A 15,476-nucleotide genomic window follows, 5' to 3' on the forward strand; every position below is an offset into this window, starting at 1 on the left:
TGCGAGACTGGCCCCGATGACCCTCAGCCTACCCGTGGACCCGCCGCGCACCCGGAGCCTCACCCGTGTCGTGACCGAGATGTCGGCGGCGCTGGCGGGCGGGTCCGAGTGGTTCGCCCCGGCACGGAGCGCCATCGTCTGGGTGCTGGACGGGCTGGGGGTGCACAACCTGTCGGCCCGCGCGGGGCACGCCCGCTTCCTCAGCGAGGCGCGGACGAAGAAGGACGTCGCGCGCACCGTGTTCCCGTCGACGACGGCCGCCGCGCTGACCAGTCTCCTCACCGGCGCGCTGCCGGGGGAGCACGGCATCGTCGGGTACCGGGCCCGCGTGCCCGGCACGGACGACGTGGTCAATCTGCTCCGCGGCTGGGACACCGACGGCCTGCCCCTGGAGTTCCAGCGCGCCGCCCCGCTGTCCGCGAGGCTCGGCAGGCCGTTCTTCGCGGTCTCCCGCAACGAGTACGCCGGCACCGGATTCACCGCCGCGACTCTCGGCGACGCGGTGTTCCACGGCGCCGACGACCTCGACGAGCGGGTGAGGCTCGCCGCGGACCTCGCGGCGCAGCATCCGGGCTCCCTCGTCTATCTCTATGCACCCGATCTCGACGCGATCGGACACAAGCGGGGGTGGGAGTCCGACGAGTGGGTCGCCGGTCTGGAGAGGGTGGATGCTGCGGCCCGCACGCTCTCGACGTCCCTCGACCGCGGCACCGGGGTGGTGGTGACGTCGGACCACGGCATGATCGACGTGCCACGGCACCGTCATCTTCTGCTGGAGGAGGGCGACGACCTCCTCGACGGCGTCCGCCTCATCGGCGGCGAGCCGCGCATGCTCCATCTGTACGCGGAGCCGGGTGCGGCGGATGCGATCCTGGCCCGCTGGCGGGAGGCGGAGGCATCCCGTTCGTGGGTCTTCTCACGCGCCGAGCTCGAGGCCTCGGGGCTCGTCGGTGCCGTCGATCCGGAGGTCGACGCCCGCATCGGCGATGTGATCGTCGCTGCACGCGCGGGCGTGGCGTACTACGACGACAGGCTCGCCGACAAAGCACCGCAGAAGATGATCGGCCAGCACGGGTCGCTCACCGACGAAGAGCGCGTCGTGCCGCTGATCCGCCTGGGCGCGTTCGCCGGAGCGTGAACCCCCGCGGTCAGTCCTCGGAGCGCGCGCCGAAGACGATCTCGTCCCACGAGGGCATCGACGTGCGTCCCTTGCGCCGGCCGGCTTCGGCGACCGCCGCGGGAGTGGGCGTCTGGAAGTCGGACGCCGGCGGCTCGTCTTCGGACGGCGACTCGTCGTAGCCCGGCTCGAGCGCGTCGAAGAGGGCGACAGGGGCCGGCGAGCGGGGCGCCGACGCGACCTCTTCGGCGCCCGGCAGCGGCTCGCGCTGACCGCGGCGGCGACGCAGCGCCTCGAGCAGGTCGGCGGTCTCGGCCGACGTCACGACGGCAGGCTCCGTAGCGCGCTTGATGGCCGCCTCCTGGACGGCCGGGGCAGCGGGAGCAGGGATCTCGGGCGACTCGATGTCGGCGTCGGGGAGGCGACGCGGACCGAACGCACCGCTGTCGAACCGGGAGTCGTCCTTCGGGGGAACCGCGTCGAGCGCGCGGAGCCGGGGGATGAGTCCCTCCGGCAGCGAACCCTGGCGGGAGAGCTGGATGGCGTCCGCGTTCAGGGGCGACAGCGTGCTGCGGCGAGGGTCGAAGCCCCACCGGGCGTCGTGGCCGATGTCGTTCGAGGTGAACTCGAGCTTGACGGTCCAGCCGGTCGGCTCCTTCCAGCTCGTCCAACGTTCGCCGATCGCGCCCGCCTCGGCGAGCTTGGCCCGCACGGCCGAGCCGAACGTCGCCTGCCCGTCGCCCTCGAAGTCGCCACCGAGGAGCACCGGGACCGCCAGGGCCTGGCCGACGATGTGCTCGCGCTCCGCGAGCACCGGCCCCTCGAACCGCACGATGTCCTCGACGCGGGCGCCCAGGAGTTCGGCGACCTCTCGCGCGGACAGTCCCGAACGGATGTGGGCCTGGATCTCACGGGGGCTGGGCCGGGGCGTCTGGACATCCGACTCGCGGTCGCGGCGTGCCTTGCGCAGCTCGCCGCGCAGCACATCGTCGACGTCGAGCGTGAATCTCTCGCCGGACTCCGTCGCCAGGATGAGCTTGTCGTCTTCGGTGCCGATGACCTTGAGCTGTTCCATGCGGACGCTCCCTGCTTCTCGTGCCGGCTCTGGGCTGCCTTCTCCGACGGACTCACGGCTTCCGAGCCCGCCGGTCCGCCCCATCGTGTCACAGGGCACCGCGAGGGCCGGGAATATCCCGCGCGTGCCGCGAGTTTCACGCGAACGCACGGCCATGAACGCGCCCGAGCGCATTTGCGAAAAGGGGGACGGTCGTGCAAACTATCGCCGCCCGCAAGGGCGAGCGCAACCGCGAATACCCGGAAGTTGAGATCTTCACGCATGGCCACCGATTACGACGCCCCCCGCAAGACCGAGGACGACAGCGAGTCGATCGAGGCGCTCAAGGAGCGCGTTCCCGACAAGCTCTCGGGTTCGGTCGATGTGGAGGACGCCGACAACCCGTCGGGCTTCGAGCTGCCCGGAGCCGACCTGTCGGACCTCGAGCTCGACGTCGTCGTTCTACCCGCCCAGGAGGACGAGTTCACCTGTTCGAACTGCTTCCTCGTGAAGCACCGCTCGCAGCTCGATCACGAGACCGCCCACGGTCCTATCTGCACGGAGTGCGCCGCGTGATCTGAGCCCGCCGCACTGCGGCGGCCAGCCGATCCGGCGTCCGCGAGGAGATGACCCACGCGGTCGTCGGATCATCGGCATCCGTGACCGGGAACACGGCGACCCCGTCGACCCCGCCCCGGATGAGATGCCACGACCGCGGGTCCAGGCCGGCGCCGCGCGCATGGCGCGCATCCTCACCGACGTGCACTTCTCCGGCCCCGAGGAATTCGACGCCGATGTGCGCGCGTCCGGCGCGCAGCTCGCCGTCCCGGACCTCGATGACGGGTGCCGCCAGGATCAGCAGCGCGATGAGCAGAACGCCGACGACGGCGCCCACGACGAGTGCGACGGTCGTGTCGATCGGCGTGACGACGAGCGCCGCCATCGGCGCCGCGACCGCCGCGGCGACCAGGATCCACAGCGACGGGCCGAGCCGCTCGCGATAGCCGTCGGTGCGCCCGCTTCGGGCACCGGCGTGAGGCGTTGAGTTCTGCATTACCCTCGTTGGGTGACTGAAACGGTGGACGTCCCCATTATCGCCCCCGACGTCCCGGTGTACGCGCACCCCGGTGACGCCGGAGCCGACCTCGTCGCCGCCGAGGCGGTGCGCCTCGAGCCCGGCCAGCGCGCCCTCGTCGGCACCGGCGTGCGTATCGCGCTGCCCGACGGCTACGTCGCATTCGTGGTGCCGCGCAGCGGCCTGGCCGCCAAGCACGGGATCACGATCGTCAATGCGCCCGGCACCATCGATGCGGGCTACCGCGGCGAGATCAAAGTCATCCTCCTCAACACCGACCACGCGAGCGCGCACGACATCGCCGTCGGCGACCGCGTGGCCCAGCTCATCGTGATGCCGGTGCCGCGCGCCGTGTTCATCCCCGTGGAGACCCTGCCCGACAGCGTGCGCGGTGAGGGCGGCTTCGGTTCCACGGGCTTCAACGGGGGCGCGGCGAAGCCGCCGACGAACGCCCCCGAGTTCTCGCGGGGAGCTCCCCGCGACCACGACGAAAAGGACGGAGTCCTCGCATGACCGACCCCTCATCCGTCGACGGCCCGCGCAAGGTCGCACCCGACGACCGCGCCACGACCGGCCCGTTCGACGAGTCCGAGGCCAACCCGGTCCGCCCCTACATCGACCTCGGCGGGATCAAGATCCTTCCGCGCGAGGGCCTGAATCTGCGACTCGAGGTCGAGGAGCAGACCAAGCGCATCGTCGCGGTCGGCCTGGACTACGCCGGATCGACACTGCAGGTGCAGCCGTTCGCCGCCCCGCGCTCGGCGGGACTCTGGGAGGAGACCCGCGAGCAGATCCGCCAGCAGATCCGCCAGCAGGGGGGTCGCGTCGAGGAGCGTGAAGGACCGCTGGGCCCCGAACTCCTCGCCGAGGTCCCCGTCGTCGCCGGCCCCGACGGCACGGCCGGCAAGCGCCTGGCGCGTTTCATCGGCGTCGACGGACCACGCTGGTTCCTGCGCGGCGTGATCGGCGGCGCGGCCACGGCGGACGTGGAGGCGGCGGCAGCCGTCGAGGACCTGTTCCGGTCGATCGTGGTCGTCCGCGGCGGCTCGCCGATGCCGCCTCGAGACCTCATCCCGCTGAAGATGCCGGCGACGCCGGGCTCCGCGTGAGCGACGCCCCGCGCCCCGACGGCGCGGCGGACTCCACCGCGAACGGTCCTGTCACCCCCTCCGAGGAGACGACGGATGCCCCACCCTCGGCATCCGAGGCGCTCGGGGCCGCGCTGGGCGGCGCCGCGCGCCGCGCCGGCCTCGACCCGGCCGAAGGCAAGAGCACCGGGCATGTCGTGTGGGCGGCGATGGGTGGCTGGCGGGGCATCCTCGAGTCTGTGCTGCCGGGCGTCGTGTTCCTCGTCGCCTGGACGGTGACCTACGACCCCGACCCGGATGTGCGCTCCGGCAATCTTCTGCTGAGCCTCGGCCTGTCGGTCGGCCTCGCCGCCGTGTTCACCATCGTGCGCCTCATCCAGCGGCAGTCCGCCAGCGCCGCCATCGGCGGCCTGATCGCCGCCGCCGCGGCCGCGGGCCTGTCGCTGTGGACCGGCAGGGGAGAGGACAGCTTCATCCCCGGCTTCCTCACCAACACGCTCTACGGCACGGCTTTCCTCGTCTCGGCCCTCGTCGGATGGCCGCTCATCGGCCTCGCGGTGGGCTTCCTCATGGGCGAGGGCACCGCGTGGCGCACCGATAAGCGCAAGCGGCGGGTCTTCTTCTGGCTGTCGATCGCGTGGGCGAGCCTCTTCGCCCTGCGACTGATCGTGCAGCTGCCGCTCTACTTCGCCGGCGACGTCACCGCACTCGGCACCGTGAAGCTGATCATGGGCCTGCCGCTCTTCGCGCCGATGGTCGCGGTCACATGGCTCGCCGTGCGCGCGCTCTATCCGCGCACGCCGAAGTGATACATTTATCTCGACATCAAGATAAATTTCCCCCGATCCGTTAGGTCGACCTCACTAGCCGAGGGCTTCGGGGCGGGGGAAGATGGGGATGCCGGACTCCGGCACGATCCCGCCGCCGACGAAGGAGACAGACGTGTCCACGGTTGACAGCTTCGGTGCGAAGAGCACCCTGACGGTCGGCAGCACCGACTACGAGATCTTCCGCCTCGACACCGTCGCGGGCTACGAGAAGCTCCCGTTCAGCCTCAAGGTGCTGCTCGAGAACCTGCTGCGCACCGAGGACGGCGCGAACGTCACCAAGGAGCAGATCCAGGCTCTCGGCTCGTGGAACCCCGACGCGGAACCCGACACCGAGATCCAGTTCACGCCGGCACGCGTCGTGATGCAGGACTTCACCGGCGTCCCGTGCATCGTCGATCTCGCCACGATGCGCGAAGCCGTCACCGCGCTCGGCGGCGACCCCAGCAAGATCAACCCGCTCTCGCCGGCCGAGATGGTGATCGACCACTCCGTCATCGCCGACCTGTTCGGCCGCGAGGACGCCCTCGAGCGCAACGTCGAGATCGAGTACGAGCGCAACGGCGAGCGGTACCAGTTCCTGCGCTGGGGCCAGACGGCGTTCGACGACTTCAAGGTCGTCCCGCCGGGCACCGGCATCGTCCACCAGGTGAACATCGAGCACCTCGCGAAGGTCATCTACGACCGCCAGGTGAACGGCGTGCTCCGCGCCTATCCCGACACCTGCGTCGGCACCGACTCGCACACCACGATGGTCAACGGCCTCGGCGTGCTCGGCTGGGGCGTCGGCGGCATCGAAGCCGAGGCGGCGATGCTCGGCCAGCCCGTGTCGATGCTCATCCCGCGTGTGGTCGGGTTCAAGCTCACCGGATCCATCCCCGCGGGCGTCACCGCGACCGACGTCGTGCTGACGATCACCGACATGCTGCGCAAGCACGGCGTCGTCGGCAAGTTCGTCGAGTTCTACGGCGAAGGCGTCGCGTCGGTGCCGCTCGCCAACCGCGCCACCATCGGAAACATGAGCCCCGAGTTCGGCTCGACCGCGGCGATGTTCCCCATCGACGACGTCACGCTCGACTACCTGCGCCTCACCGGCCGCGACGAGGAGGCCGTCGCGCTCGTCGAGGCGTACGCCAAGGAGCAGTCTCTCTGGCACGACCCGGCGCGCGAGCTCGTCTTCAGCGAGTACATGGAACTCGACCTCTCCACGGTCGTCCCCTCGATCGCCGGCCCGAAGCGCCCGCAGGACCGCATCCTGCTCTCGGAGGCGAAGTCGCAGTTCGAGAAGGACATCGTGAACTACGCGACGGCCTCCACCAGCGACGACATCGTCGACCTCGAGTCGAAGCACTCCTTCCCGGCTTCCGATCCCGGCGCCGTGCCCGGCGAGGAGGAGCCCACCACGCGCCCGGTGCACATCAACAGCGGTGCGCCGGCGACGGCGTCCAAGCCCGTCAAGGTCACGACGCCCGACGGCGAGGCGTACATCCTCGACAACGGCGCCGTCACGCTCGCGGCCATCACCTCGTGCACGAACACCTCCAACCCGTCGGTCATGATCGCCGCGGGCCTGCTCGCCAAGAAGGCGGTCGACAAGGGCCTCAAGCGCAAGCCGTGGGTCAAGACCACGCTCGGACCGGGCTCGAAGGTCGTCACCGACTACTACGAGAAGTCCGGCCTCGACAAGGCGCTCGAGGGCCTCGACTTCTTCACGGTCGGGTACGGCTGCACGATCTGCATCGGCAACTCGGGTCCCCTCATCGAAGAGGTCTCCGCGGCCATCAACGACAACGACCTCGCCGTCACCGCGGTGCTCTCGGGCAACCGCAACTTCGAGGGTCGCATCAGCCCCGACGTCAAGATGAACTACCTCGCGTCGCCGCCGCTCGTGGTGGCGTACGCGCTGGCCGGGTCGATGAACTTCGACTTCGAGACCGACCCGCTCGGCAAGGACACCGACGGCAACGACGTCTTCCTCAAGGACATCTGGCCGTCGCCCGAAGAGGTCCAGCAGATCATCGACACGTCGATCTCGCGCGAGCAGTTCATCACCCAGTACGCCACGGTGTTCGAGGGCGACGAGCGGTGGAAGAACCTGCCGACGCCGACCGGTCCGGTCTTCGAGTGGGACCAGGACTCGACGTACGTGCGCAAGGCGCCGTACTTCGACGGCATGAAGATGGACCTGACCCCCGTCTCGGACATCTCCGGCGCGCGGGTCATGGCGACCCTCGGCGACTCGGTCACCACCGACCACATCTCTCCCGCCGGCAACATCAAGGCCGGCACGCCCGCCGCGCAGTACCTCACCGAGCACGGCGTCGCGCAGAAGGACTTCAACTCCTACGGCTCGCGCCGCGGCAACCACGAAGTCATGATCCGCGGCACCTTCGCCAACATCCGTCTCAAGAACGAGCTGGTCGCCGCCGTCAACGACGGCCAGATCATCGAGGGCGGCTACACGCGCGACTTCACCCAGGAGGGCGGCCCGCAGTCGTACATCTACGACGCGAGCCAGAACTACCAGGCGCAGGGCACGCCGCTCGTCGTCTTCGGCGGCAAGGAGTACGGCTCCGGCTCCTCGCGCGACTGGGCGGCCAAGGGCACGAGCCTGCTGGGCGTGAAGGCGGTCATCACCGAGAGCTTCGAGCGCATCCACCGCTCGAACCTCATCGGCATGGGCGTCGTCCCGCTGCAGTTCCCGGCCGGCGAGAGCTGGAAGTCGCTGGGCCTGGACGGCACCGAGATCGTCTCGATCTCGGGTCTCGAGCAGCTCAACGAGGGCGTCACGCCGAAGACCGTCAAGGTCACGGCCGAGCCCAGCGAGTTCTCGCCCGAAGGCAAGCAGACCGTGGAGTTCGACGCGGTCGTCCGCATCGACACGCCCGGTGAGGCCGATTACTACCGCAACGGCGGCATCCTGCAGTACGTGCTGCGCTCGCTGGTCTGACAGGTGATTCACGGGGGACCGGATGCTCTGGCATCCGGTCCCCCCTTCATGCCCCGGGTAGACTTGCAGAGCCCTTCCGGGGCCGGAAAGGAGCGGGGATGTCGCTGCTGTCGTCCATCACCGGACCCCGCGACCTCGACGCACTGAGCCTCGATCAGCTCGAGCAGCTCGCGGACGAGATCCGCGGCTTCCTCGTCGAGAACGTCGCACGCACAGGTGGCCACCTGGGCCCCAACCTGGGAGTCGTCGAGCTCACGATCGCGCTGCACCGCGTGTTCGACTCGCCGGACGACCCGATGATCTTCGACACGGGGCACCAGTCGTACGTCCACAAGCTCCTCACCGGGCGCCAGGACTTCACGAAGCTCCGCGCGCGCGAAGGTCTCGCGGGGTACCCGCAGCGCTCGGAGAGTCCGCACGACGTCGTCGAGTCCTCGCACGCCTCGAGCTCGCTGAGCTGGGCCGATGGCGTCTCGCGCGCCCTGACCCGCACGGGGCGCAAGGACCGGCACGTGGTCGCCGTCGTCGGCGACGGCGCGCTCACCGGCGGTATGACGTGGGAGGCGCTCAACAACATCTCCGACGACAACGACCGCAACCTCGTGATCGTCGTCAACGACAACGGACGCTCGTACGCGCCGACGATCGGCGGCATGGCACGCTACCTCAACCGCGTCCGCACGGCGGATTCGTACCGCAACCTGCACCGCGGCTCCGACACGCTGTTCCGCAAGCTCGGGCCCGCAGCGCGCGCCGTCTATCGCGGTGTGCGCGGCGGCACGCACGGCTTCCTGTCTCGGTTCACGAACAACGCTGCCCTCTACTCGAACCTCGACATCAAGTACCTCGGACCCGTCGACGGCCACGATCTGCCGACCCTCATCGAGACGCTCGAGCTCGCCAAGGAGTACGGCGCGCCGGTCATCGTCCACGCGATCACGGAGAAGGGACGCGGCTACGCGCCCGCGCTCGAGGACGAGGCCGACCAGTTCCACGCCGTCGGCAAGATCGACCCGGTCACCGGCGAGGCCCTCGGCTCGGCCGGTGGCACCGCGTGGACGGATGTCTTCGCCGACGAGCTCGTGCGCGTGGGCGACGAGCGCGGCGATGTGATCGCGATGACCGCGGCTATGCTGCGGCCCACCGGCCTCCTGCCGTTCGCGCAGCGCTACCCCGACCGCGTGTACGACGTCGGCATCGCAGAGCAGCACGCCGTCGCGTCGGCGGCCGGCCTGGCGTTCGGCGGCCTGCACCCCGTCGTCGCGATCTACGCGACGTTCATGAACCGCGCGTTCGATCAGGTGCTGATGGATGTCGCGCTCCACCGCGCGGGCGTCACCTTCGTGCTCGACCGCGCCGGTGTGACCGGCCCCGACGGCCCGAGCCACCACGGCATCTGGGACCTGGCGATGCTGCAGATCGTGCCGCACATCCGCATCGCCGTGCCGCGTGACGAGGCGCGCCTCCGTGAGGAGCTGCACGAGGCGGTGGCCGTCGACGACGCACCCACCGTCGTGCGGTTCCCGAAGGGCGGCGTGAGCCCGGAGCTGCCGGCCCTGGAGCGCCTCGAGGACGGCGTCGACGTGCTGGTGCGCTCCGACGCCCAGGACGTGCTGCTGGTCGGCATCGGCCCGATGGCCCACATCGCGGTCGACGTCGCCGAACGCCTGCGCGCGCAGGGCATCGGCGCCACCGTCGTCGACCCCCGGTGGGTCGTCCCGGTGCAGCCGTCGATCGTCGAGCTCGCAGCATCCCATCGTCTCGTCATCACGATCGAGGACGGCATCCGCGTCGGCGGCATCGGCACCCGTGTGCGCCAGGTCCTGCGCGAGGCGGGCGTCGACACCGCGGTCGACGAGCTGGGCGTGCCCGACGAGTTCATCGACCACGCGAGCCGGGAGCAGATCCTCGAGGACGCCGGGCTCACCCCCGCGAAGATCGCACAGGACGTCGTCGCGCAGGTACTCGGCACCCGCATCCCGGTCGCCCGCGGCGCGGAGACCCGCGAGATCCCGGTGATCCCCACGCTGTCCCGCGAGGAGCGCCGCTAGAGCCCCGCGCCGCGCACGACCGCGCATATCCGATGCGGAAGGGCGCATCCTCCGAGGAGGATGCGCCCTTCCGGTGTTCGCGGCGTCAGCCGGCGATGCCCGTGATCACCGGGTGGTGGAACGTGTCACCGAACGCCCGTTCGGAGGCCCCCTCCCGGTCGAGGTACGGCGACGCGCCGCCGTCGATGAAGGGCCAGCCCGCACCGAGGATGAGGCAGAGATCGATGTCTTCGACCTCGGGGACCACGCCCTCGTCGAGCATGAGCTTGATCTCCTGGGCGAGCCCGTCCTGCACGCGGCGGAGGATCTCGTCGGCGGAGGCCGGTGAGGAGCCCACGGCGGGCTTGAGGACCTTCTCCGCGGCCTTGGTCCAGCCGGTCACACGGCCGCCCTTGTCCTTCTCGACGACCTCGGGGAGCTCCGCGAGCGCGTGGAAGTTCTCGTTGGCGTAGAACCGGTCGGGGAAGGCGCGCACCATCGTGTCCTGCACGTGCGCGGCGACCTTCCAGCCGACCAGGTCGATGAGCTGGAACGGCCCCATCGGCAGCCCGAGCGGCGCGAACGCCTTCTCGACGTCGGCGACCGACGTGCCCTCGTAGACGGCGCGCGCGGCCTCGCCCATGACCTTGGCGAGCAGGCGGTTCACCACGAAGCCCGGCGCATCGGCGGTGAGGACCGCGTTCTTGCCGAGGTTCTTCGCGACCACGAACGCCGTCGACAGCGCGGCATCGGATGTCTGCGGCGTCTTCACGATCTCGATGAGCGGCATCACCGCGACCGGGTTGAAGAAGTGGAAGCCGACGAGGCGCTCGGGGTGGGCGAGCTTCGCGCCGATCTCCTCGACCGACAGTGACGAGGTGTTGGTGGCGAGGATCGCGTCCTCGGCGATGATCTGCTCGATCTCGCCGAACACCTGCTGCTTGACGCCGACCTCTTCGAAGACGGCCTCGATGACGAAGTCGCAGTCCGCGTAGAGGCTCTTGTCGGTCGTGCCGGTCACCAGCGCGCGCAGCTTGTTGGCGGTGTCGCCGTCGAGGCGCCCCTTCGCCTCGAGCTTGCCGATCTCGTCGTGGATGTACGCCACGCCCTTGTCGACGCGCGCCTGGTCGAGGTCGGTGATGAGAACCGGCACCTGCAGCTTGCGCACGAACAGCAGCGCGAACTGGCTCGCCATGAGACCGGCTCCGATGATGCCGACCTTGGTGACCTTCTTCGCGAGCTCCTTGTCGGGGGCGCCGACCGGACGCTTGGCGCGCTTCTGCACCAGATCGAAGGCGTACATGGATGCGGCGAACTGGTCGCCCGTGACGAGCTCAGCGAGAGCCTCGTCCTCGCGGGCGAAGCCTTCGGCCTTCGAACCGTTCCGCGCCTTGTCGAGGAGGTCCAGGGCGACGTACGGGGACTTCGGCACGGTGCCGATCTTCGACTCCAGCATGCCGCGCGCCATCTTGATCGCGATCGGCCACTTGGTGAGGCGCTCGATCTTGCCCGGCTCGTTCTTGCGGTCGACCTTGATCTTCCCGGTGAGCACGCCGTCGGCCCAGGCGAGCGAGTCCTCGAGGTAGTTCGCGGCGGGGAAGATCGCGTCGACGATGCCGTAGTCGAACGCCTGCTGCGGCTTCAGCATGCGGTTCTGCTTGAGCGGGTTCGAGATGACCACCTCGAGCGCGTTCTCGATGCCGATGAGGTTCGGCAGGAGGTACGCGCCGCCCCAGCCGGGGATGATGCCGAGGAACACCTCGGGCAGCGCGATCGCGGCGGCCGAGGCATCCACCGTCCGGTACGTGCTGTTGAGCGCGATCTCGAGACCGCCGCCGAGCGCGAGCCCGTTGACGAAGGCGAACGCGGGCACCCCCAGCTCGGAGAGCTGGCCGAACACCTTGTGGCCGAGCTGGGCCACCATCCGGGCGTTGTCCTTCGAGCCGACCTTGCTGATGTCGCTGAGGTCGGCGCCGGCGGCGAGGATGTACTGCTTGCCGGTGATGCCCACCGCGTGGATCTCGCCGGCGGCCGCTCGGGCCTTCAGCGCGGCCAGCGTCTCGCCGAGCTGGAACATCGTGGCGGGGCCGAGGGTGTTCGGGCGCGTGTGGTCGCGTCCGTTGTCGAGTGTGACGAGCGCCAGCACCTTGCCGGACGCGAGACGGATGTCGCGCACCCGCGAGTGCGTGATCACCTCGCCGTCCGTCACGGCGAGGATGGGGGAGAAGTCGATGTCGTCGTAGTTCGTCATTCTTCCGGTGCCTCAGCGCTTCTTCTTGCCGTCGTAGTGGGGGTTCTCCCAGATGACCGAGCCGCCCTGGCCGAGGCCCACGCACATGGCCGTGAGGCCGTAGCGGACGTCGGGGCGCTCGGCGAAGTGGGCAGCGAGCTGGATCATGAGGCGCACGCCCGAGGCGGCCAGCGGGTGGCCGAACGCGATCGCGCCGCCCCACGGGTTGACGCGCGGGTCGTCGTCGGCGATGCCGAAGTGGTCGAGCAGCGAGATCACCTGGATGGCGAACGCCTCGTTCAGCTCGAACAGGCCGATGTCGTCGATCTTCAGGCCCGCCTTCTTCAGCGCCTTCTCCGTCGACGGGATCGGGCCGATGCCCATGATCTCGGGCTGCACGCCCGCGAACGCGAACGAGACGAGCTTCATCTTGGGCTTCAGGCCCAGCTCCTTGACGGCCCCGCCGCCGGCGAGCAGCGACATCGTGGCACCGTCGGTGAGCGGCGAGGAAGTGCCCGCGGTCACGCGTCCGTGGGGGCGGAACGGCGTCTTGAGAGCCGCCAGATCCTCCATCGTGGTCTGCGGACGGCGGCCCTCGTCCTCCGTGACCAGGCCCCAGGAGCCCTCGGCGTCCTTGGTAGCGACCGGGACGAGGTCGGGCTGGATCTTGCCGGCGTCGTACGCGGCCTGCACCTTGTGCTGGCTCAGCATGCCGTAGCGGTCCGAGCGCTCCTTGGTGAGGTGCGGGAAACGGTCGAAGATGCGCTCGGCGGTGACTCCCATGTTGAGCGCACCGGGGTCGACCATCTTCTCGGCGACGAAACGAGGGTTCGGGTCGGCGTTGCCGCCGATCGGGTGGTGGCCCATGTGCTCGACGCCGCCCGCGAGGGCGAGGTCGTACATCCCGACGCCGATCGACCCGGCCATCGTGGTGACGCTGGTCATCGCGCCCGCGCACATGCGGTCGATCGCGAAGCCCGGGACCGTCTGGGGGAGCCCTGAGAGGATCGCGACGCTGCGGCCGAGCGTGAGTCCCTGGTCACCGGTCTGCGACGTCGCCGCGATGGCGACGTCGTCGATGCGGTCCTTCGGAACGTTCGGATTGCGCTCCATGAGCCCGATCGTCGCCTTGACGGCGAGGTCGTCCGCGCGGGTGTTCCAGTACATGCCTTTCTCGCCGGCGCGCCCGAACGGGGTGCGCATTCCATCGACGAAGAAGACGTCCGAAATCTCGGCCACTCTGCCTCCAAATGTAGGGATGCCGCCAGCCTAGGAGGGCGCGTGGAGCGGTCGGAATCGGGTGGGGGAAACCTACGAAGTCGTTTCCGACGGCTCCGATGCGGCTTGCACGGATTCCACAAAGGCATCGGCGATCACCTGTGAGGTCTGCGCAATCTGCCAGGGCCGCGCACCCAGCGCGGCGAGTGCTTCGCCGACGGATGCCGCGGTCAAGGGCTGCGGGGGAGCCCAGGCGACGCGGCGCAGCAGCTCCGGCGTGAGCAGGTTCTCGGTCGGCATGTGGAGATCTTCGGCCCGCTGCTCGACGACGGGGCGCGCGGCCTTCAGACGCGCGTCGGCCTCGGGGTTGCGGTCGGCCCATGCGCGCGGCGGCGGCAGTGTGTCGCCGCCCGTCGCACGCTCCAACGGGAGCTGGGTGACGGCGCGGCCCGCCTCGATCGCGGCCCACCAGCGGTCGAGCTGGGACCGGCTCGCGCGCCCGGTGAAGTCCTTGACCGCGGCGAGGGCGCTCTTGGACTTCGGGTCGGCGAGCACGGCGGCCACGAGCGCACGGTCGGGGACGAGTCGCCCCGGGGCGACGTCCTCTTCCCTGGCGTACTCCTCGCGGGCGGTCCAGAGCTCACGGGCTACCGCGAGCGACTTGCGCCCGCGTACGGTGTGGAGGCCGGACAGCCGGCGCCACGGCTCTTCCCGCGGTGGTTTCGGCTCGCGATCGAGGACGGCGCGGAACTCCTCCGCCGCGAACTCCGTCTTGCCCTGCTCCACGAGCTCATCGACGAGCTTGTCGCGCACGTCGACGAGGTGTTCGACGTCGAGCGCCGCGTACTCGAGCCAGGACTGCGGAAGCGGACGCGTCGACCAGTCCGATGCGGAGTGCGCCTTCGCGAGCGTGATGCCCAGCGTGTCCTCGACGACTGCGCCGAGCCCCACCCGCTCGTGACCGAGCAGCCGTGCAGCCAGCTCGGTGTCGAAGATGCTCGCGGGCTCGAGTCCGATCTCGCGCAGCGACGGCAGATCCTGGCTCGCTGCGTGCAGCACCCACTCCTCGGCGCCGATGGCGTCCTCGAGCGCGCGGAAGTCGCTGATCGGCGGGGGATCGAAGAGGAACACCCCCGCGCCCCGGCGGAACACCTGCACCAGGTACGCGCGCTGGGAGTAGCGGAAGCCCGAGGCGCGCTCGACGTCGACGGCGACGGGGCCCTCCCCGTCGGCCAGCCGCCGCGCGGCCTCCTCGACGCGCGCGACCTCGTCGATCACGTCGTAGTCAGCCACGTGGTGACCTGTGCGATCCGATCATTGCGATCCCTTCCGAGCCGGGCGGGAGCCCTGCCAGCATGCAAACCAACTCCGCCCATGCTTCCACGTGCGGCGCGATCGCGCCCTCCGGCGACCATGAGGCGCGCAACTCGATCTGTGCGCCCTCCCCTTCCGCCGCCAGGGCGCCGAAGCCCTTCGAGAGGGTCTTCGTCGCGGTTCCCGAAGCCGAGTGGAACCCCGCGCGACGCGACTCGAGCGCATCCATGAGCCACGTCCACGCGACATCCGCCAGCAGCGGGTCCACACCGATCTCCGGCTCGAGCGGAGCCTGCGCGAAGCACACGATCCGCCACGGGCCGTTCCACGGCGCGGGCTCCTCGGGATCGTGCAGCAGCACGAGCCGCCCGGTGCCGTAGGGCGAATCCGTGTCTTCGGGCGAGGACCGCACGTCGCCTGCGATCGCGAACGCGCTCGGAGCGAGCCCCGAGGGGGCGGCGATCTCGCGGACGGTGAGATCGTCGCGGAACGAGATGGCGCGCACCGCCTCGGCGGCCTGCTCGAAAGAGCCGGGTGACGCCGGGGGACGCTGCTCAGTCACGCGGACAGACT

The 15,476-nt window shown here is 70.0% G+C and carries 13 protein-coding genes; 7 read left to right on the plus strand and 6 right to left on the minus strand.

Features of this window, described 5'->3' with window-relative positions; genetic code table 11:
- Nucleotides 1–16: 16 nt before the first annotated feature.
- Nucleotides 17–1,138, plus strand: a complete 1,122-nt coding sequence (locus ACFQ7C_RS12615; RefSeq protein WP_378901377.1) for an alkaline phosphatase family protein — start codon at nucleotides 17–19, stop codon at nucleotides 1,136–1,138.
- A gap of 10 nt (nucleotides 1,139–1,148) precedes the next feature.
- Here the strand turns inward: ACFQ7C_RS12615 and sepH are convergent, their stop codons facing one another.
- On the minus strand, nucleotides 1,149–2,192 hold the full coding sequence (gene sepH / locus ACFQ7C_RS12620; RefSeq protein WP_378901379.1) for a septation protein SepH: 1,044 nt from the start codon (nucleotides 2,190–2,192) through the stop codon (nucleotides 1,149–1,151).
- A gap of 261 nt (nucleotides 2,193–2,453) precedes the next feature.
- Here sepH and ACFQ7C_RS12625 point away from each other — a divergent pair, with 261 nt between their 5' ends.
- On the plus strand, nucleotides 2,454–2,747 hold the full coding sequence (locus tag ACFQ7C_RS12625; protein ID WP_378901381.1) for a DUF4193 domain-containing protein: 294 nt from the start codon (nucleotides 2,454–2,456) through the stop codon (nucleotides 2,745–2,747).
- Here ACFQ7C_RS12625 and ACFQ7C_RS12630 read toward each other — a convergent pair.
- Nucleotides 2,722–3,225, minus strand: a complete 504-nt coding sequence (locus ACFQ7C_RS12630; protein WP_378901383.1) for a DUF3093 domain-containing protein — start codon at nucleotides 3,223–3,225, stop codon at nucleotides 2,722–2,724. The genes ACFQ7C_RS12625 and ACFQ7C_RS12630 overlap by 26 nt on opposite strands.
- Before the next feature lie 12 nt (nucleotides 3,226–3,237).
- Here ACFQ7C_RS12630 and dut point away from each other — a divergent pair, with 12 nt between their 5' ends.
- The 5 genes from dut (at nucleotide 3,238) to dxs (ending at nucleotide 10,162) form a co-directional block, all read left to right on the plus strand.
- A complete protein-coding gene (dut, locus tag ACFQ7C_RS12635) occupies nucleotides 3,238–3,759 on the plus strand; it encodes a dUTP diphosphatase (RefSeq protein WP_378901385.1) in 522 nt (173 codons plus the stop codon).
- The gene (locus tag ACFQ7C_RS12640; RefSeq protein ID WP_378901387.1) at nucleotides 3,756–4,355 is read left to right on the plus strand and encodes a DUF3710 domain-containing protein; all 600 of its coding nucleotides are present in this window, start codon (nucleotides 3,756–3,758) and stop codon (nucleotides 4,353–4,355) included. Before dut ends, ACFQ7C_RS12640 begins: the two co-directional genes overlap by 4 nt.
- Complete coding sequence (locus tag ACFQ7C_RS12645) at nucleotides 4,352–5,143, plus strand: DUF3159 domain-containing protein (RefSeq protein ID WP_378901389.1); 792 nt, start codon at nucleotides 4,352–4,354, stop codon at nucleotides 5,141–5,143. The genes ACFQ7C_RS12640 and ACFQ7C_RS12645 overlap by 4 nt, the downstream gene beginning before the upstream one ends.
- Before the next feature lie 88 nt (nucleotides 5,144–5,231).
- The gene (locus ACFQ7C_RS12650; RefSeq protein ID WP_378901391.1) at nucleotides 5,232–8,111 is read left to right on the plus strand and encodes an aconitate hydratase; all 2,880 of its coding nucleotides are present in this window, start codon (nucleotides 5,232–5,234) and stop codon (nucleotides 8,109–8,111) included.
- A gap of 98 nt (nucleotides 8,112–8,209) precedes the next feature.
- A complete protein-coding gene (gene dxs / locus ACFQ7C_RS12655; protein WP_378901393.1) occupies nucleotides 8,210–10,162 on the plus strand; it encodes a 1-deoxy-D-xylulose-5-phosphate synthase in 1,953 nt (650 codons plus the stop codon).
- Nucleotides 10,163–10,247: 85 nt separating this feature from the next.
- Here the strand turns inward: dxs and ACFQ7C_RS12660 are convergent, their stop codons facing one another.
- The 4 genes from ACFQ7C_RS12660 to ACFQ7C_RS12675 all read right to left on the minus strand — a co-directional run bounded on the left by ACFQ7C_RS12660 (nucleotide 10,248) and on the right by ACFQ7C_RS12675 (nucleotide 15,465).
- Nucleotides 10,248–12,392: a 3-hydroxyacyl-CoA dehydrogenase NAD-binding domain-containing protein gene (locus ACFQ7C_RS12660; protein WP_378901395.1), complete on the minus strand. Its 2,145-nt coding sequence runs from the start codon at nucleotides 12,390–12,392 to the stop codon at nucleotides 10,248–10,250.
- Between the two features lie 12 nt (nucleotides 12,393–12,404).
- Nucleotides 12,405–13,610, minus strand: a complete 1,206-nt coding sequence (locus ACFQ7C_RS12665; RefSeq protein ID WP_378901397.1) for a thiolase family protein — start codon at nucleotides 13,608–13,610, stop codon at nucleotides 12,405–12,407.
- Nucleotides 13,611–13,682: 72 nt separating this feature from the next.
- Nucleotides 13,683–14,882, minus strand: a complete 1,200-nt coding sequence (locus ACFQ7C_RS12670) for a ribonuclease D (RefSeq protein ID WP_378901399.1) — start codon at nucleotides 14,880–14,882, stop codon at nucleotides 13,683–13,685.
- Complete coding sequence (locus tag ACFQ7C_RS12675) at nucleotides 14,875–15,465, minus strand: DUF3000 domain-containing protein (RefSeq protein WP_378901401.1); 591 nt, start codon at nucleotides 15,463–15,465, stop codon at nucleotides 14,875–14,877. Before ACFQ7C_RS12675 ends, ACFQ7C_RS12670 begins: the two co-directional genes overlap by 8 nt.
- Nucleotides 15,466–15,476: the final 11 nt, after the last annotated feature.

Origin of the sequence: Microbacterium sp. NPDC056569 (genome assembly GCF_042793475.1) — a bacterium.
Lineage (GTDB): Bacteria > Actinomycetota > Actinomycetes > Actinomycetales > Microbacteriaceae > Microbacterium.